This is a genomic window from Mariniflexile sp. TRM1-10 (assembly GCF_003425985.1).
Classification (GTDB): Bacteria; Bacteroidota; Bacteroidia; order Flavobacteriales; family Flavobacteriaceae; genus Mariniflexile.
Window position 1 is genome coordinate 306,787 of record NZ_CP022985.1, and the last position, 18,015, is coordinate 324,801.

Sequence of the window (18,015 nt, forward strand, 5' to 3'; positions counted from 1 at the left end):
AAACATAGTAATAGAATGCCCACAAAGGTAATAACTAGCACACAAAACCAATTTATTCGACAACTGGTTCAATTAAAAGACAAGTCGCGCGAACGTAAAAAAAGTGGTTTATTTTTAATTGAAGGCGTACGCGAAATAACGCTTGCGCTGAAAGGGGGTTACGAATTAGAAACCATTTTGTTTAATCCAGAGATAATTAGTTCTGAACAACTAAACGACTTAACGACCAGACAACTTGACACCATCGAAATTACTGCCGAAGTATATCAAAAATTAGCCTATCGTGATACCACTGAAGGTATTCTAGCGGTTGCTAAAAGCAAAAATTACGGTATTGAAAGTTTAAAATTAAACACAAAAAACCCGTTAATTTTAATTGCCGAAGCTCCCGAAAAACCAGGTAATATCGGTGCGCTTTTAAGAACTGCCGATGCTGCCCGAGTAGATGCCGTAATTATTGCCAACCCAAAAACCGATTTGTACAACCCAAATATTATCCGATCTAGTGTGGGTTGTGTATTTACCAATCAAATTGCCACTGGAACGACTAGCGAAATTATAGCCTTTTTAAAGTCAAAAAACATCAACATTTATTGCGCTGCTTTACAGGCTTCGGTAACCTACCACACACAAGATTTCACCAAACCAACGGCTATCGTTGTTGGCACTGAAGCAACTGGATTAAGTGACGAATGGTTAAAAAATGCAACTCAGAACATTATTATTCCCATGCAAGGTGATATAGATTCCATGAATGTATCGGTAGCCGCAGGAATTCTTATTTTTGAAGCTAAAAGACAACGGCAAACGATTAATAATGAATAATTAATGATGAATAATTAATGATAGTGAAAGAAAATTTAATAGCAACTAAATCCTATGCATTTGCACTTAACATCATCAAATTAAGCAGAGTTTTAATTGCTAAAAATGAATATGTTCTTTCAAAACAGGTTTTAAGTAACAATTACTCCTAATGTCAGTCTGAGCGCAGTCGAAGACCTCACAAAACCAAAACAAAATGTACTCATATTATGTTTATATTCTAAAATGTTCTGATGGCTCTTATTATACAGGTATTACAAATAATTTAGATAAAAGAATAAATGAACATATATTTGGAAAGAACAAAGATTGTTACACATACAATCGACGACCAACAGAAGTTAAGTTTTACGAAACGTTTAATGATGTGTTGCAGGCTATATATTTTGAGAAGAAAATAAAAAAATGGACTCGTGCCAAAAAAGAAGCCTTGATAAGTGGAGACTTTGATATGCTCCAAATATTAGCAGAATGTAGAAATGCAATACACATTACAAGTATTTTGATAAATAAGCACTTCGACTGCGCTCAGTGTGACAAATAGTTTCTATTATAGTACATATTAAAATTTCATTCTAAATAAATTATGACTGCAAATACGCTTTTCTACATCATCATCGCCATAATCGTTATCAATTTTATAGTTGATAAAATATTAGATGCCTTAAATGCCAAACATTTTAACGATAAACTACCGGAAGATTTACAAGATGTTTATGATGACACCGAATATAAAAAATCGCAAAACTATAAAGCTACCAATTACAAATTTGGTATCATCACTTCCACATTTTCTTTAGTTTTAACCTTAGGTTTTCTGTTTCTCGATGGATTTGAATTTGTTGATAATATCGCCCGAAGCTATAGCGACAACCCTATAATTATTGCTTTGATATTCTTCGGAATTATCATGATTGGTAGTGATATTCTAACCATACCTTTTTCCTATTACAGTACCTTTGTTATTGAAGAAAAATTCGGATTTAACAAAACGACCATTAAGACATTCTTTTTTGATAAGCTAAAAGGCTGGCTTATGATGGCTATTGTTGGTGGGGGTATTTTAGCCTTGATTATTTGGTTTTACCAATCTACAGGAAGTTACTTTTGGTTGTATGCTTGGGGATTAGTGGCGGTTTTCACCATGTTTATGAACATGTTTTACTCCAAACTTATTGTGCCTTTATTCAACAAACAAACCCCTTTGGAAGCAGGTAGTTTACGTGATAAAATATCGGAATACGCACAATCCGTTGGTTTTAAACTCGATAAAATTTTTGTAATTGATGGCTCTAAACGCAGCACAAAAGCCAACGCCTATTTTTCGGGGTTTGGTAGTGAAAAACGGGTAACACTTTACGATACGCTAATTAACGATTTAGAAGATGAAGAAATTGTTGCCGTTTTAGCGCATGAAGTTGGGCATTATAAAAAGAAACACATTATTTTTAACCTGTTTGCTTCTATATTATTAACTGGTTTAACACTTTATATTTTATCATTGTTTATCTCTAATCCGTTATTATCTCAAGCTTTGGGTGTTGAAATTCCTAGTTTTCATATTGGATTGATTGCTTTTGGTTTACTATACGCACCAATTTCAGAAATTACAGGATTAATCATGAACCTATTCTCCAGAAAATTTGAATACCAAGCTGATGATTATGCTAAAAACACTTATAAAGGGGAACCGCTAATTACATCGCTTAAAAAACTTTCTAAAAATAGTTTGAGTAATTTAACGCCACATCCTGCGTATGTGTTTATGCATTATTCGCATCCAACTCTGTTGCAACGGATTAAGAATTTGAAGAAGTAATATTTGGTTGTTGGTTGTTAGGGTTTGGGGTTTGGTACTGATACTGGATACTGAATACTGAATACTGAATACTGGGTGTTGGGTACGTTAGTAAAAGCAACCTTTGCCTAAAGCATAAAGCTTACAGCCTAAAGCCTAACCTTAATACTATTTTATGTGTTTTCCCTTTATAAACACCTTTTCTATATGATTTGTACCAAACGCATATGGTATAAAATTATAGGAATTGATGGGTTTGGTGAGTATTAAATTGGCTTGTTTGCCAATAGTTATACTCCCAACCTCTTTTTCCAATCCCATAGCATACGCGCCGTTTATGGTGGTGGCGTTGATGGCTTCTTCTGGGGTTAATTTCATTTTTATACAGGCCGTAGAAACCACAAAATTCATATTGCCTGATGGTGACGAACCTGGGTTATAATCAGTTGCCAATGCCAAGGGTAAACCGGCATCTATCATTTTGCGTGCAGGTGTGTAAGGTATGCTTAAAAAATACGAGCAACCTGGTAAAGCCACAGGCATGGTATTCGTGTTTTTTAGTGCTTCAATATCTGCGTCGCGCATTTCTTCAAGATGGTCGACAGAAAGTGCGTGATGCTTTACCCCTGCTTGCACGCCACCAATAGATGTGAATTGGTTAACGTGTATTTTAGGCATGAGTCCGTACTGCTTTCCTGCTTCTAAAATACGTTCGGTATCTTCCACCGAGAAATAACCTGTTTCACAAAACACATCGATATAGTCAGCTAATAGCGTTTCTGCTATCTGTGGCAACATGGTTTCAATAAGTAACTTTATATAGCCTGCTTTATTGTTTTTATACGCCAACGGAACAGCATGCGCTCCTAAAAATGTGGCTTTAATGGGTATGGGATAACTATCCTTTAAACGTTTAATAACACGAAGCATTTTTAATTCGGATTCTACTGTTAACCCATAACCCGATTTAATTTCAACAGCACCAGTCCCTAAGGCTATGACTTCTTCCAAACGTGTTTTACTTTGTTCGTATAAATCATTTTCTGAAGTGTCTTGAAGTGTCTTTGCTGAATTTAAAATGCCTCCTCCTTTTTTGGCTATTTCTTGATATGAAAGTCCTTTTACTTTATCGACAAACTCGCTTTCCCTGTTTCCTGCATAAACAAGGTGGGTATGTGAATCGCACCACGCTGGCAACAGCATTTTCCCGGTCGCATCAATGGTTTTACCGACTTCGATATTCGGGCAGTTTGCCATGGCACCAAAATCTTTAATAAGTCCTCTTTCAACTAATAAATAGGCGTTTTTTATTGAAGGTAATTTGGCCATGTTTTTTCCCGAAACAAACGAAACGCTTCGGTCTCTAACTTGCAATAATTCTTTTATATTTTTGAATAGCGTTCGCATTAAAATAAATTTTCTAATAATTGATTATCTACTAAATTGGGGATGGTTACTTTTAAATTGGGTGTGCGTGTCATTTCGCGTTTAATAGCGAACAAAGCCTCATCATTTCTTGCCCAACTTCTGCGTGCAATGCCGTTGTTCACATCAAAAAACAGCATACTTTTTAAACGCACTACGGCTTCTTTGCTGCCATCTAATAACATCCCAAAACCACCATTAATGACTTCGCCCCAGCCAACACCTCCTCCATTGTGAATGGATACCCAAGTGGCGCCTCTAAAACTATCACCTATGACATTGTGAATGGCCATATCTGCGGTAAATTTGCTACCATCATAAATATTGGAGGTTTCTCGATAAGGCGAATCGGTACCACTTACATCGTGATGATCACGTCCTAAAACCACAGGGCCTATGTCGCCTTTTGCAACGGCTTTATTGAATGCTTCGGCTATTTTAGCACGCCCTTCGGCATCGGCATATAAAATCCGGGCTTGCGAGCCAACCACCATATTATTCTTTTTGGCATCTTTAATCCATGTGATGTTGTCTTGCATTTGCAGTTGAATTTCATCAGGCGCATTTTTCATGATTTCCTGTAAAACAGTCATCGCGATGCCATCAGTTTTATCTAAATCTTCAGGTTTACCCGACGTACAGACCCAACGGAAAGGTCCGAAACCATAATCAAAACACATAGGCCCCAAAATATCCTGAACATACGATGGGTATTTAAAATCGATATTATTTGCAGCCATCACATGGGCTCCAGCACGGGAGGCTTCTAATAAGAAAGCATTTCCATAATCGAAAAAATATGTGCCTTTTGAAGCATGTTTATTAATAATTTCAGCATGTCTTCGCAATGATGCTTGTACTTTTTCCTTGAATATTTCCGGGGCTTCAGCGATTAATTTATTGGACGCTTCATACGATAAACCAACGGGGTAATACCCACCTGTCCACGGTATATGTAACGAAGTTTGGTCGGAACCCACATGAATAAATATGTTTTCTTCATAAAAACGTTCCCAAACATCTATCACATTTCCAATAAATGCTATGGACACCACTTCACTATTTTTTTGGGCTTTTTTAACCCTAAAAACCAAAGCGTCCAGCGTATCAACCAACACATCTACCCAAGCTTGTTCATAGCGCTTTATAGCTGCTTTAGGATTGACTTCTGCTACAACAGTAATACAACCTGCTATATTTCCTGCTTTAGGCTGTGCGCCACTCATACCGCCTAAGCCTGAGGTTAAAAATATTTTGCCTGCTGGTGTTTCGGTTTTAGGTAACACCTTTCTAAAAGCATTCATAACAGTAATGGTCGTACCATGCACAATACCTTGCGGGCCAATATACATAAACGAACCGGCTGTCATCTGTCCGTATTGTGTAACACCCAAGGCATTAAATTTTTCCCAGTCGTCTGGTTTTGAATAATTAGGAATCATCATCCCGTTTGTCACTACCACTCTAGGGGCATTCTTGGACGATGGAAACAACCCCATGGGGTGCCCCGAATACATATGAAGCGTTTGTTCTTGGGTCATTTGTACCAAATAGTGCATAGTCAATAAATATTGTGCCCAATTTTGGAATACCGCACCATTACCACCATAAGTTATTAATTCTTCAGGATGTTGTGCCACAGCAGGATCGAGATTATTTTGAATCATGAGCATAATAGCCGCTGCTTGCGTACAATTTGTAGGATATTCTGAAATGGGTCTCGCATACATTTTATAGCTTGGCTTAAAACGGTACATGTAAATGCGTCCAAAATCCTGTAATTCTTGGGCAAATTCCACAGCCAACTCCTGATGCCAATCTTTGGGAAAATAGCGTAACGCATTACGTATTGCCAATTGCTTTTCTTCTTTTGTTAAAATATCTTTTCGCTTAGGCGCTCTGTTAGCATCTAACGAATGGTTGTATTTTGGTGGCAACTCATTTGGAATCCCTTGTAATAGTTGTTCTTTAAACGTCATAGCCTTACTATTTCACAATGATTTTTCGATTTTTAACCAACATAATCAGTGCATTAATATCATCCTTAAGCATCCGATCTTCTTCTAATTTAGCCACTTTACTTCGGATAATTTTAAAATTGGTCTCTATAATTTCAGAAAAGGTATTGGGACGCCTAAATTCCATCGCTTGTGCAGCATACATTAATTCGATAGCTAATATTTTTTCAATATTGCCCAATATCTGGTTGAATTGTCGTCCCGAGATGCTTCCCATAGATACGTGGTCTTCTTGTCCTAACGAGGTTGGAATACTATCTGCTGAAGGCGGAAAACACAATGATTTATTTTCGGTTACCAAAGCAGCGGTGGTGTACTGCGGAATCATAAACCCAGAATTCAATCCGCCACTGGCTGTTAGTAAACGTGGCAATCCGTATTTTCCTTCTATGAGCAAATAACACCTTCTATCGGAAATATTGCCTAATTCTGAAGCGGCTATGGAACAATAATCTAATGCCATGGCAAGCGGTTGCCCATGAAAGTTACCACCTGAAATCGCTTCGGTTTCACTCAGCACAATGGGGTTATCGGTCACCGCATTCATTTCAATTTCTGCCAATTCACTTAAATGATAATAGGCGTTTCTGGATGCGCCATGCACTTGTGGAATACAACGCATCGAATAGGGATCTTGAACACGGGCACAATTTTTATGGGATTTTATATTTTTAGAATTTTTAAACAACATACGCATACGCTTCGCGACTTCCAAATTCCCTTTAAATGGACGGATGCTATGCAATAATTCTTTAAATGGTGATTCGCTACCTTGATAACCTTCCAAACTCATGGCACCAGCAACATCGGCCAAATCGAGCAAATATGCCATTTTACTTAGTCCGATGATGGCGTGGGCTAATATAAATTGCGTGCCATTTATTAATGCCAAACCTTCTTTGGCGGCTAATTGTATGGGCTTTAGATTATGTGCTGTTAAAACGCTTTTAGCAGGCACAATAGCGTCATCCATCCAAAATTCACCTTCGCCTATTAATGGTAAAAACAAGTGGGCCAAAGGTGCTAAATCGCCTGAAGCACCAACAGATCCTTGCTCGGGCACTACAGGTAACAAATCGTTCTCTATAAAATAGATAATACGCTCAACAACTTCCAACCGAATGCCCGAAAACCCTTTGCATAAGGCATGCACCTTACAAATCATCATGATTTTTGATAACTCCTTAGAAATGGGATTACCTACTCCAACCGCATGCGTCATTAGTAAGTTTTTTTGAAGCAAACTGGTTTCATCCGGTGATATTTTCACATCACATAAAGGTCCAAACCCCGTATTAATGCCATAAATAGCTTTACTAGAAGCTGCCATAATCTCTACCTTGCTTCTACTAGCATTAATCTTTGATATCACATGATCGGACAATACGCCTTTTAGCGATCCATTGGCTATGGCTATTACTTTATCTGCTGTTAATCTATCCGTTCCGTAAACAAACATGGTTTTTATTGTAAATAGTTAGGTGTTAAATATTTTATTATATGACAAAAATTCAAATATATTCAGATGTCAGTCTGAGCGCACTCGAAGACATTGGAAGTATTGTTTTTGATCGCATTTCGACTGCGCTCAATGTGGCACGCTTCAATTTTTTGTCATGCAAAAAATACTTTCTATACAAAATTATCGATAAATTTGATACTTAATAAGACTATTTATTCAATATATTAATAACTATGAGTTATCAAATAGAATTTAGACATTTAAAATATTTTTTGGCAGTTGCCGAGCATTTACATTTTAGAAAAGCTGCCGAAACGCTTTTTATTTCGCAACCCGGATTGAGCAGACAAATAAAAGAAATGGAAGAAAGTCTTGGAGTTAAACTCTTTGAACGCCATAACCGAAACGTAAAGCTAACACCTGTTGGTGTGTATCTAAAGACAGAACTTGCCAAAAACATGAAAAACTTAGATGCTATTTTACACCATGCTAAATTGCTTGAAGATGGTAAAGATGGCCATTTAAAATTTGGTTACGTAGGTTCTGCGATGCAACAAATAATTCCAGAGATACTATTAAAATTCACAAAAACACATCCTAATATTATGTTTAGCTTAAAGGAAATGGACAATAACAAACAAATTGAGGGCTTACTGGCTCAAGACATCGATATTGGTTTTGTGCGGTTAGAAAAAATACCGAGAGGTTTAGAAACCCATCCTATTGTCAAAGAACCGTTTTGTTTAGTGCTTCCTAAAAACCACCCTATTGATGCTTCAAATTTCAAAACATTATCACAGTGCAAAGAGGAACATTTTATTCTATTCGACCCCGAATACAGTGCTTCTTATTATGAAAAAGTAATGGAGATTTTTGATGACAATGGTTTTAATCCTTTAGTATCGCACAACACCATTCATGCGGGTTCCATTTATAAATTGGTTGAAAACAATTTCGGTATTTCCATTGTACCTAAATCACTTCAAACGGAAAATAATTCAAACATAAAATTTATTGAACTGAGCAAAATTCCGCAAAGAACCACCCTTTCCGTTATTTGGAACAAAGACAACCAAAACCCTATTTTGAATAAGATTTTAGCTATAATTCATAAGGAAATCATAATATAGCTGATATATCAAATAATTGATTACCTTTGCCGCTTGAAATTTAATTCCTCAGAGTGAGGATGTGTTGCTAGAAGTTTAGGTTTAAGTATGTCGATTCGCTTCTTATGTAACACCACATAAAATAATCGAATACTTATACAAGAATGAACACATTTCAAGATTTAGGTCTTAATGACGACCTTTTACGCGCTATTACCGATTTAGGTTTTACAACACCAAGCGAAGTACAAGACAAAGCCATCCCCATTTTATTAGCATCTGAAACCGATTTAGTTGCACTTGCACAAACCGGCACTGGAAAAACGGCCGCTTTTGGCTTTCCTATGCTTCATAAAATTAATGTGGATAGCCGCACTACACAAGGTTTAATTTTATCTCCAACACGCGAACTTTGTTTGCAAATCACCAACGAAATGAAACTTTACGGAAAGTACTGTAAAGGATTGAACGTGGTTGCTGTTTATGGCGGTTCTAGCATTACAGACCAAGCTAGAGACGTTAAAAAAGGTGCGCAAATTATTGTGGCGACACCAGGTAGAATGAAAGATATGATTAACAGAAAGTTGGTTGATATTTCTAAAATAGAATATGCTGTTTTAGATGAAGCCGATGAGATGTTAAACATGGGCTTTAAAGAAGATATCACCGATATTCTTAGTTATACCCCAAAAGAAAAAAACACATGGTTATTTTCTGCAACCATGCCAAGAGAAGTGGCTGCCATTGCAAAAAACTTTATGCGCAACCCGCAAGAAATTACGGTTGGAAATAAAAATGAAAGTACCAGTCAGGTTTCCCACGAATATTATTTAGTAAATTCCAGAGACCGCTACGATGCTTTAAAACGTTTGGCAGATGCCAATCCAGATATTTTCTCGGTAGTATTTTGTAGAACTAAAAACGATACACAAAAAGTTGCTGAACGTTTAATTGAAGACGGTTATAGTGCTGGTGCGTTACATGGCGATTTAAGTCAGAACCAACGTGATTTGGTAATGAAATCGTTTAGAAACAATCAAATCCAAATGCTTGTTGCTACCGATGTGGCTGCTCGTGGTATTGATGTTGACGATATTACCCACGTAATAAACTACCAACTTCCTGATGAAATTGAAACCTACACACACCGCTCCGGACGTACAGGTCGTGCAGGAAAAACTGGGGTTTCTATGGTTATTGTTTCCAAAAGTGAAGTGCGTAAAATAAAAAGCATTGAGCGCATTATCAATAAAGCCTTCGAGAAAAAAGACATTCCAAATGGTATGGAAATTTGCGAAGTTCAATTAATGTCGCTTGCCAATAAAATTCACAATACTGAAATAAATCACGAAATCGATAAGTACTTAACCAGCATCAATGAATTGTTTGAAGACACTTCTAAAGATGAATTGATTAAAAAATTCTTCTCGGTTGAGTTTTCACGTTTCTTCAACTATTACCAAAAATCCAAAAACTTAAATGTTTCAGATGCCGATAGTCGCGATAGAGATGGCGGACGTGAAAGCAGTCGTGATTTTGGTGGGAATTCAGATTCTACTCGTTATTTTATAAACGTTGGTAGTAAAGATGGTTTTGATTGGATGCAGTTAAAAGACTTTTTAAAAGACATTTTAGAGCTAGGTAGAGACGATGTGTTTAAAGTAGAAGTTAAAGACAGTTTTTCTTTCTTCAATACTGAAAACGAACTTAAAGATAAAATATTAGCTTTCTTTACAGATTACAAACACAACGGACGTTTTGTAAATGTTGAAGTTTCTGAAAACCGCGGTGGCGGCGGAAGACGCAACGACAGACGTAGTGGCGGAAGACGTGATGATAAAAAAGGCGGTGAAAGACGTGGCGGAGGCGAACGCCGTTCTAGTTCTAGAAGCGATTCTGGAAGTAGAGGCGACAGAAGAAGCGGAGGCGATTTTAAACCGAATGGTTCAGTACCAAACAGATCGGCAAGACGTTCTGGTAGTGATTCCAAACCTAGTGATTCTGGTATTTCAAGACCAAGACGCTCTAGACGCTAGTTAATTGCTTTTGTTAATTTTAAGTCAAAAAAAAACTTAGAAATTCATTATTAGTGTTTCGTTTAGTACTTTTATGACCATATTTTACGTTAACAAGTTAATTACATGAAGAATTACCTACTCCTTTTTATCTGTTTATTTATTTCTACAACAGCAATGTCTCAAGAAATAAATAGTGTTGTGGGGGTTGTTGTAAACGCATCTAATGGTGAACCGCTTGAAAACGTAAATATTGTAAACCTTAATCAGGTAAAGGGAACAGCGACCAATAGGGAAGGAACTTTCCAGATTGTTGCCAAAGTAAACGATACACTACATTTATCGTATTTAGGTTTTAAATCTATAAAAGTACGTGTCACTAACGACTGGTTAAAGTTTGGAAGTTCTAAAATTGAGCTTACCGAATTAGCCTTGGCACTTGAAGAAGTCGTGATAAATCAATTAAAATTAACGGGGTACTTGGAAGTAGACATTAAACAAGTTCCTATAATTAACAACAATTACCGATATAGTATTTCTGGTTTACCTAGCGGATATGAAGCTGGTAAATCATCAACTATTACAAAAATTATTGGTTCTATATTTAATCCTGCCGATTTTCTACATCGCATGTTTGGCAAAAACCCAAACGAAATGCGTAAGTTAAAAAAGATGAAGGAAGATGATGAAATTAGAAACCTTTTGGCTTCTCGTTTTGATAGGGAAATGCTTATGGCATTATTACAAGTAGATCGGGTTGATTTAGATGAAATTGTGAGCCAATGTAATTACTCTAAAGGGTTTATACAAACGGCGAACGATCTTCAAATACTGGATGCTATTAGTGAATGCTATGAAGAATATAAGGTTTTAAATAGAAGTCGAGGAAATAAAATTTAAATAAAAAGGGAAGCAAATGCTTCCTTTTTTTATGCCATAAATAATCGTTATTTCTCTAAAATCCGTTTTAAATTATCCAATCCTTCTTCAAAATCTTTTCCAACTTTTTTGTCTATATTGAAAAATAGTGCAAAGGCATTAAACGGTATGGGGTTTTTACCTTTAAATCCCCAAGTAACATTAGTTTGGTCTTTCGTTAAATCAACAACCCTTAAATAGGCTTCAGACTCCGATTTCCAAGGTTTAAAAAAACGTAGTTTCGATTTTACGCTTTCATTTTCATTAATACTTAAAATTTCTTGCTCCCCTATACCCACATCTTTATTGCCTTCCCATTTAGCAATAAACCCCACTACACCATCGGTTCCAACATACGTTTGTTGCATATCGGGATCTTTCTTTTTCCAAGGAGACCAGTCATCTTGATTTTTAATATACTTTAAATATTGAAAGACTTCCGCTATAGGTCTTTTAATAACAACACTCCTATTCACCTCATAGTCTTGAGGAGCTACAAACATGATAATTATTAACGAAACTAAAATACCGATAAAAACATAAAACAATACCATCATAACATATTAGCTTTTAGAAATTTAAAGATTGCCTAAATCTTATCCTTTGGTTCTTTTACGCATCTTTTTCCAATGTACTTCAGCTATTTTTTCGATCCGTAGCTATGTACCTTTCCCTCGCGGCAGCCTGGCTCCTTCGCTAAAAAGGTCTCCCATACCTTTTTTATACGCTCGGCCCTGTCTGACAAAAAATATGCTATAAAACATTTCAAAAACAAAATTTAACAGCCTCTTAAAAGTAATAAAAATTATCCGCTATAATACCGTGTTACTATTTTATCGTAGCTTTTAATCATTTTTTTAATCCAATCCAGCCGATTTTTTACATCGCATGGTTGAAAAAACCCAAATGAAATGCGTAAATTAAAAAAGATGAAGGAAGATGATGAAATTAGAAACCTTTTAACTTCTCGTTTAGATAGGGAAATGCTTATGGCATTATTACATGTAGATCGGGTTGATTTAGATGAAATTGTGAGCCAATGTAATTACTCAAAAGGGTTTATTCAAACGGCGAACGACCTTCAAATATTGGATGCGATTAGTGAATGCTATGAAGAATACAAGGTTTTAAATAGAAGTCGAGGAAATAAAAAGGGAACCAAATACTTCCTTTTTTTATATCTTAAATTATAGTTAACTACTATGTTAAACTCTCACAAATAATAACTTACAAACCATTCTGTTTATTAAATTTATAGACAGCCTCACCAACCATTGTTTGTTTTTTTATGTATAAATTAATAGTAGTAATAACTGTTTTGATTTTTATTCCAACTTTTGCCACATCACAGCAAATCACTGGTAAAATTTATGATAATGAATCTTCTGTAAAAGGTGCTAAAATTTTAAACACTAATAATAACATTTTCACATATAGCAATGAATATGGGGACTTTTCCATTAATGCTTCAATTCATGACACGTTAAAATTCACCTCACTTTTTCACGAAGAAAAAAAAGTATTATTAAATGAAAAATCTTTTGAAAATACAATAGTTGTAGAACTCTCAAAAATCGTGAATAGCCTTGAAGAAGTTTTACTTATGGACAAAACTCAAAAAACATTTAAAGCAGAAAACTATACCGCTGATATTGGTCTTCAAATAAAAAATGATATAAAGAACAATCCGCATCTATATAGTCCTCCACCTAGTGGAAATATCGATTTTGTTAAAATAGCATCACTTATTGGTAAACTTTTTAAGAATAATAAAAACTCAAAAACAACTTCTGTTATACCAATAACTTATAAAGAATTAGATTCCTTATTTACAAAACACAAATTTTTGAATGAAAAGCTCTTAAAAAATGATTTAAAAATACCAAAGGAATACATCCCATTGTTTTTTGATTATTGTGAAAACAAAAACATAGATAACAAACTCCTATTAGAAGAAAATCACCTCCTTCTGTTAGAAAAACTAATTACTTATAGTAAAGAATTTTTAATTATTCTATCCGAATACAAAAAAGGAAAAGACTAAACATTCAGCCTTATTAGCTTAATACAATGATGAGTTCTATTATAAAAATTACTGACTATAGTACCTTCCAACAATTTTATCATAGCTTTTAATCGTTTTCTTAATCCAATCCATACGCTTTTCAAGTAATTCGTTTTCGGTCAATTGCCAATTAATGGTTGTTTGCTTTAGTTTGGTCGTGACATGTTGTAAAATAATGGCAGCACTTACAGAAATGTTTAAACTTTCGGTAAAACCAACCATAGGTATTTTTAAGTAACAATCGGCAGCATTTAAAACGGCTTCCGACAAGCCTTCCGTTTCCCTTCCAAAGAAAAAACAGGATTTTTTGGTCACATCAAATTCGTGCAACTCGCAATCGCTAGCATGTGGAGTGGTAGCTACTATTTGATACCCTTTTTGTTTTAAATCTGCCATGCATTCTTTTACGCTATGGAATCTATTCAAATCTACCCATTTTTAGGCTCCCATGGCAATTTCCCTGTCAATACGCTTCGAGTTTCGCTCCTCAACAACATTAACTTCCTGTATGCCGAACACATCACAACTTCGTATGACGGCGCTTGTGTTGTGCAACTGGTACACATCTTCCGTAGCAACCGTAAAATGTTTGGTACGTTGCGCTAATACTTTAGTGAATTTTTCTTTGCGTGAATCGGTTAAAAAAGTATCTAAATGTTCCAGGAGTTTTAAATCTATCATAATGATCGTTTAAATTCAAATTTAAAAAAGTTTCGACCAATCAAAAGCGTTCAACGAAGCAATCTTTATAATTCCAACCAAATTAACGTGACTTCGATGTAACGTGTTTGACATCCAAGTATTTAAATAGTTATATAAATAGAAAAACAAAATCATTACAAAACCTGAGTTCTGGTTGACAAACATACCTGTAACTTTTAACGGTTTAAGCGTGTAACCGTAGAATCGTGTATCACAAACTTCATCGATACAAACTCAGAACCCTGAACTTTGAACTCTGAACTAATATCGAACTTCCTTAAATTTATATCGAGCTCAGGTCCAATTAAACTATTTGGGCGTTACCACAGCCTCCCGCTCCGCCCAATGCAAGTGGTCGGGCTATACACTGCAATCTTTTTATTCGTACCTCACAAAAAGGATTTCCGTTTCTATCCCTAACGCAGTCTGCTAAAATTATTATATTTATAACATGAAACATCCATGGCAAAGTTTTCCTCCCAAGGGAATGATTATAAGTCAATGCTGAGCATTAGCGAGATGCAAAATATATTTTACAGCGAAGGTAGCAAGTGAAGCTTATCAAAGCATGACCATTGAAAAACAACTGCGAAGCACATCAGTGAACACCACTAACAAATAATAGCTTAGTGAACTAAATAAAATAAACACATGAAACACCTAGTTGTACTTACGGGCGCGGGCATGAGCGCCGAAAGCGGCATAAAAACCTTTAGAGACGCTGATGGTTTATGGGAAGGACATGATGTCATGGAAGTGGCTACCCCCGAAGGTTTTGATGCTAACCCCGAACTTGTTTTAGATTTTTATAACAAACGCCGTAGGCAGCTATTTGAGGTAGAGCCCAATGAGGCCCATTTTGATTTAGCAGCGCTTGAAAACCATTTTAAAGTTAGCATTATTACCCAAAACGTGGATGATTTACATGAGCGTGCAGGTAGTACCAACGTGATTCATTTGCATGGCGAATTGCTAAAATCGAGAAATGTCGTGGATGCATTTACTTTTTTTGATTGTAAAACCGATATTAAGTTAGGTGATACTTGCCCAAACGGCCATCAACTACGCCCACATATTGTTTGGTTTGGTGAAGATGTACCCATGATTGAAAAGGCTGCAAAGATATGTGAAACTGCCGATGTTTTAATTATCATTGGTACGTCCATGCAAGTGTATCCCGCAGCAGGTTTAAGGCATTATGTTCCTGCAAAAACACCCATTTATTTTATAGACCCTAAACCGGCTATGGAAAGCAAGAACCATGTCACTGTTATTGCAGAAAGTGCAACCATTGGAATAAAAAAGGTAATGAAATCATTAGTAAGTCAATAAATTGACATCCCATCCCTAAACTTATTTTAAATTCAGATAGGTATATAAACTGAACAACACCAAGATCGCACTAAAAACAAACAGATTAATTAAATACACCGAAGCACTTTTAACAAAAGAAAGGAAAAACTTATCTCCATAGAAAAGACGATGGGCAGGGAAAAAGTAATAAAACATGAATAGAATACCTACTGTTTTCAAACTAAAATGTGCCCAACCCAAAACAGGAGATATGCTTAATAAAGGTTTTAGTTTATCTATAAAAAAGAGCACTAATATCATTATAAGCAGAAAAGAGAAATAGTGAAGCGTAAATATGGCGTGATCAAAATAATAATACTTTTTTTTATTATTAAAAAGCCATAAAATAAAAGCAAATATGGGCATATAAATAAACAATACCTTTGGGAAATTATGCTTAAAAGACTCTGAAAATGCCATAAATATCTCCTCTTCCGTATGCTCTTCTTCTACAGTAAGCCACTTTTTAAGAAAATAATTTTTTACTGAGTTCACCTTTATGTTTTTAGCACCACTTTTTTCCAATGAATCCAATTCGTTAATATTTTTGAAACCCAAATTTATAATTCCTTTAGAATTAATTTCATTCGTTTCCTTAAGTAACTCTTTAATAGTGTCATTGCTCTTTTGGGAAATCACACCTATTTTTGTCAGGCCATCAATACCCCGAGCTTCAATATGCAATGAATCTATTGAAGGATAATAGGGCTGATTTATAGATTTTTCGTTTGTAGCAATTTTAATTTCGGCGGCTTTATTTGGAAAAACCGAGATTATAAAAAAAGTAAAGAAGCTAATAAAAATATAAAGTCGGAAGGGATTCAGATAATATAAACGTTTGCCAGACATATATGCTTTAGATAAAGCGGCAGGTTTGAATAGCAAGTTATAAATGGTTCTCCAAAATGCGTTATCATAATGGGTAAAGTCTTTAAAAAAATGACTAAATATATGATAAAAACTTTTACGGGTTTCCGTGTTTTCTTGTCCACAATTTTGACAAAATCGTTCCTTTACAAAATAATTGCAATTAAGACAGGTTTTATCTTGACGTAACGCTTCTTTTCCCATGAGTTCTTTAATTAAATTATCGCAAAAAACGATTTGGTAAAAATATTTTCCCTGCAATAAAACAGTTATGAAGCATTTTTAAATCCGTTAGGCAATGGTCTGTAGATATAATAATTCAATACTTCTTCAATAGCAACTTTTAATGCTTGATTGATTGGTAAAATGGTGTTTCCAAGATAAAAATCAATCTGGTTAAGATTCATATAGTAATCTGTAAAAATAGGCACATAAAGCCCTTTGCTTATGGCTTCTTCTGTACTTTTATAATTACTATTTTGGTTTTCTTTAATAATGGTGCAAGTTGCCAATCTAAGTTGACCATACTTATCCCTACTTCCGGCATACCCAAAAAGACGACATATCAATCCGCGGTATTTATAGTTTCCACAACGTCCATTATGACTATCCAATAATGACAGGGGTTGATAGATATGGCAAACAGAATTAGTTGTATTGTTTAACGCTGTGAGTGTTTTTTCTGCTTCACCATTCAAAAAAAGGTGGAAAGCCCATGGTAAAAACTCCAAAGGAGAAGCTTCAATATCTGATTTGGTACAACATTTACCACAACCTGCTATACAATGTAAATTGGTTTGGGTTTGAAATTTAGAAATTTCACCATCAAGACGTTCAAACACATGTTCAATCTGCCTTACTTTAGATTCTATAGACATTAATTTTCGGCTAATGTAACCTAAATAAAGCGCATTATTTAAATTTAAAAGAAATACTTTAAATATATGATTTTTAAATACTTAATTATTTTTTAAAACCAATTTGTTTTAAATTCTCAACATGGTTTCTTACCAAAAAACAGCACTGAACAAAGCTCATTGCCAAGTCCTTTTAGTAAATGATTTTTATTGTGGTATGTTTTCAACCAAAATTTTGGTTCCTGATATATCGAAATACGTACAAGTCATCTTATCCATAGATACTGCCCACTTTTCGATACCTGATTTTGCTGAGTCACTACAGAACGTTGGATAATTGGTTTTACCCTCTTGGTGCGCTTTTAAATCTGATTTGAATTGCTCTTCGTTTGATGTTTCTGCAATTGCCAAATCAGGATACTTTGCTGGAGATGTGGTTTTATAGTTATTTGCGCCATAATAGTCCGTATGTCCATCTGCCACAAAAGTTTCGTAATAAGTAACACCTAATTTTTTTAGGTCTTGTATGTAAGCAGGAAAATCAGCTCCCGATTTTACTTTGCTATGAGCTGCTTTGATTTGTTCTACTGTAAACATGACT

General features: G+C 35.3%; 15 protein-coding genes and 2 pseudogenes. 9 read left to right on the forward strand and 8 right to left on the reverse strand.

Annotated elements, in window-relative coordinates; all coding sequences use genetic code 11:
- Positions 1-15 precede the first annotated feature (15 nt).
- The 3 genes from CJ739_RS01490 to CJ739_RS01500 all read left to right on the forward strand — a co-directional run bounded on the left by CJ739_RS01490 (position 16) and on the right by CJ739_RS01500 (position 2,644).
- Complete coding sequence (locus tag CJ739_RS01490; RefSeq protein WP_117172298.1) at positions 16-825, forward strand: TrmH family RNA methyltransferase; 810 nt, start codon at positions 16-18, stop codon at positions 823-825.
- A 196-nt stretch (positions 826-1,021) separates the two neighbouring features.
- On the forward strand, positions 1,022-1,369 hold the full coding sequence (locus CJ739_RS01495) for a GIY-YIG nuclease family protein (RefSeq protein ID WP_117172299.1): 348 nt from the start codon (positions 1,022-1,024) through the stop codon (positions 1,367-1,369).
- A gap of 42 nt (positions 1,370-1,411) precedes the next feature.
- Positions 1,412-2,644 carry a M48 family metallopeptidase gene (locus tag CJ739_RS01500; RefSeq protein WP_117172300.1) on the forward strand — a complete coding sequence of 411 codons (1,233 nt, stop codon included), beginning with the start codon at positions 1,412-1,414 and terminating at the stop codon, positions 2,642-2,644.
- Positions 2,645-2,791: 147 nt separating this feature from the next.
- Here the strand turns inward: CJ739_RS01500 and hutI are convergent, their stop codons facing one another.
- The 3 genes from hutI to hutH are packed head-to-tail and all read right to left on the reverse strand — an operon-like array spanning position 2,792 to position 7,525.
- Positions 2,792-4,030, reverse strand: a complete 1,239-nt coding sequence (gene hutI, locus CJ739_RS01505) for an imidazolonepropionase (protein ID WP_117172301.1) — start codon at positions 4,028-4,030, stop codon at positions 2,792-2,794.
- Positions 4,030-6,027 (reverse strand): urocanate hydratase, encoded by a 1,998-nt coding sequence (gene hutU / locus CJ739_RS01510; RefSeq protein ID WP_117172302.1) that lies wholly within the window; start codon positions 6,025-6,027, stop codon positions 4,030-4,032. Before hutU ends, hutI begins: the two co-directional genes overlap by 1 nt.
- A gap of 7 nt (positions 6,028-6,034) precedes the next feature.
- Entirely contained in the window at positions 6,035-7,525 is a 1,491-nt protein-coding gene (hutH, locus tag CJ739_RS01515) for a histidine ammonia-lyase (protein ID WP_117172303.1), read from the reverse strand.
- Between the two features lie 236 nt (positions 7,526-7,761).
- Here hutH and CJ739_RS01520 point away from each other — a divergent pair, with 236 nt between their 5' ends.
- The 3 genes from CJ739_RS01520 (at position 7,762) to CJ739_RS01530 (ending at position 11,552) form a co-directional block, all read left to right on the forward strand.
- A complete protein-coding gene (locus tag CJ739_RS01520; RefSeq protein ID WP_117172304.1) occupies positions 7,762-8,658 on the forward strand; it encodes a LysR family transcriptional regulator in 897 nt (298 codons plus the stop codon).
- A 143-nt stretch (positions 8,659-8,801) separates the two neighbouring features.
- Complete coding sequence (locus CJ739_RS01525) at positions 8,802-10,673, forward strand: DEAD/DEAH box helicase (RefSeq protein WP_117172305.1); 1,872 nt, start codon at positions 8,802-8,804, stop codon at positions 10,671-10,673.
- A gap of 105 nt (positions 10,674-10,778) precedes the next feature.
- Positions 10,779-11,552, forward strand: coding sequence for a carboxypeptidase-like regulatory domain-containing protein (locus CJ739_RS01530; RefSeq protein ID WP_117172306.1), 774 nt, complete (start codon positions 10,779-10,781; stop codon positions 11,550-11,552).
- 47 nt (positions 11,553-11,599) lie between these two features.
- Here CJ739_RS01530 and CJ739_RS01535 read toward each other — a convergent pair whose 3' ends face one another.
- A complete protein-coding gene (locus CJ739_RS01535; protein WP_117172307.1) occupies positions 11,600-12,127 on the reverse strand; it encodes an SRPBCC family protein in 528 nt (175 codons plus the stop codon).
- A gap of 307 nt (positions 12,128-12,434) precedes the next feature.
- On the opposite strand from CJ739_RS01535, the pseudogene CJ739_RS01540 reads away from it, so the two are divergent.
- Together CJ739_RS01540 and CJ739_RS01545 are read left to right on the forward strand one after the other, a co-directional pair.
- Positions 12,435-12,763: pseudogene (locus tag CJ739_RS01540) on the forward strand (carboxypeptidase-like regulatory domain-containing protein); the annotation flags it as partial.
- Between the two features lie 95 nt (positions 12,764-12,858).
- Positions 12,859-13,614: a hypothetical protein gene (locus tag CJ739_RS01545; protein ID WP_117172308.1), complete on the forward strand. Its 756-nt coding sequence runs from the start codon at positions 12,859-12,861 to the stop codon at positions 13,612-13,614.
- Between the two features lie 48 nt (positions 13,615-13,662).
- Here the strand turns inward: CJ739_RS01545 and CJ739_RS01550 are convergent.
- Positions 13,663-14,316, reverse strand: a pseudogene (locus CJ739_RS01550) (TrmH family RNA methyltransferase).
- Positions 14,317-14,988: 672 nt separating this feature from the next.
- On the opposite strand from CJ739_RS01550, the gene CJ739_RS01555 reads away from it, so the two are divergent.
- The gene (locus CJ739_RS01555; RefSeq protein ID WP_117172309.1) at positions 14,989-15,669 is read left to right on the forward strand and encodes an SIR2 family NAD-dependent protein deacylase; all 681 of its coding nucleotides are present in this window, start codon (positions 14,989-14,991) and stop codon (positions 15,667-15,669) included.
- Positions 15,670-15,690: 21 nt separating this feature from the next.
- Here CJ739_RS01555 and CJ739_RS01560 read toward each other — a convergent pair whose 3' ends face one another.
- The 3 genes from CJ739_RS01560 to CJ739_RS01570 form a co-directional block, all read right to left on the reverse strand.
- Complete coding sequence (locus CJ739_RS01560; RefSeq protein ID WP_117172310.1) at positions 15,691-16,761, reverse strand: DUF3667 domain-containing protein; 1,071 nt, start codon at positions 16,759-16,761, stop codon at positions 15,691-15,693.
- Between the two features lie 65 nt (positions 16,762-16,826).
- Complete coding sequence (locus CJ739_RS01565) at positions 16,827-17,435, reverse strand: YkgJ family cysteine cluster protein (protein ID WP_117172311.1); 609 nt, start codon at positions 17,433-17,435, stop codon at positions 16,827-16,829.
- Positions 17,436-17,621: 186 nt separating this feature from the next.
- The gene (locus CJ739_RS01570; protein WP_117172312.1) at positions 17,622-18,011 is read right to left on the reverse strand and encodes a DUF1398 domain-containing protein; all 390 of its coding nucleotides are present in this window, start codon (positions 18,009-18,011) and stop codon (positions 17,622-17,624) included.
- Positions 18,012-18,015 lie beyond the last annotated feature (4 nt).

Coding starts and splice junctions, on each gene's coding strand:
- CJ739_RS01560 (WP_117172310.1), bottom strand. CDS start 16,761: ATGGGAAAAGAAGCGTTACGTCAAGATAAAACCTGTCTTAATTGCAAT.
- CJ739_RS01525 (WP_117172305.1), top strand. CDS start 8,802: ATGAACACATTTCAAGATTTAGGTCTTAATGACGACCTTTTACGCGCT.
- CJ739_RS01535 (WP_117172307.1), bottom strand. CDS start 12,127: ATGATGGTATTGTTTTATGTTTTTATCGGTATTTTAGTTTCGTTAATA.
- CJ739_RS01565 (WP_117172311.1), bottom strand. CDS start 17,435: ATGTCTATAGAATCTAAAGTAAGGCAGATTGAACATGTGTTTGAACGT.
- CJ739_RS01490 (WP_117172298.1), top strand. CDS start 16: ATGCCCACAAAGGTAATAACTAGCACACAAAACCAATTTATTCGACAA.
- CJ739_RS01495 (WP_117172299.1), top strand. CDS start 1,022: ATGTACTCATATTATGTTTATATTCTAAAATGTTCTGATGGCTCTTAT.
- CJ739_RS01570 (WP_117172312.1), bottom strand. CDS start 18,011: ATGTTTACAGTAGAACAAATCAAAGCAGCTCATAGCAAAGTAAAATCG.
- hutU (WP_117172302.1), bottom strand. CDS start 6,027: ATGACGTTTAAAGAACAACTATTACAAGGGATTCCAAATGAGTTGCCA.
- hutI (WP_117172301.1), bottom strand. CDS start 4,030: ATGCGAACGCTATTCAAAAATATAAAAGAATTATTGCAAGTTAGAGAC.
- CJ739_RS01545 (WP_117172308.1), top strand. CDS start 12,859: ATGTATAAATTAATAGTAGTAATAACTGTTTTGATTTTTATTCCAACT.
- CJ739_RS01500 (WP_117172300.1), top strand. CDS start 1,412: ATGACTGCAAATACGCTTTTCTACATCATCATCGCCATAATCGTTATC.
- CJ739_RS01555 (WP_117172309.1), top strand. CDS start 14,989: ATGAAACACCTAGTTGTACTTACGGGCGCGGGCATGAGCGCCGAAAGC.
- hutH (WP_117172303.1), bottom strand. CDS start 7,525: ATGTTTGTTTACGGAACGGATAGATTAACAGCAGATAAAGTAATAGCC.
- CJ739_RS01520 (WP_117172304.1), top strand. CDS start 7,762: ATGAGTTATCAAATAGAATTTAGACATTTAAAATATTTTTTGGCAGTT.
- CJ739_RS01530 (WP_117172306.1), top strand. CDS start 10,779: ATGAAGAATTACCTACTCCTTTTTATCTGTTTATTTATTTCTACAACA.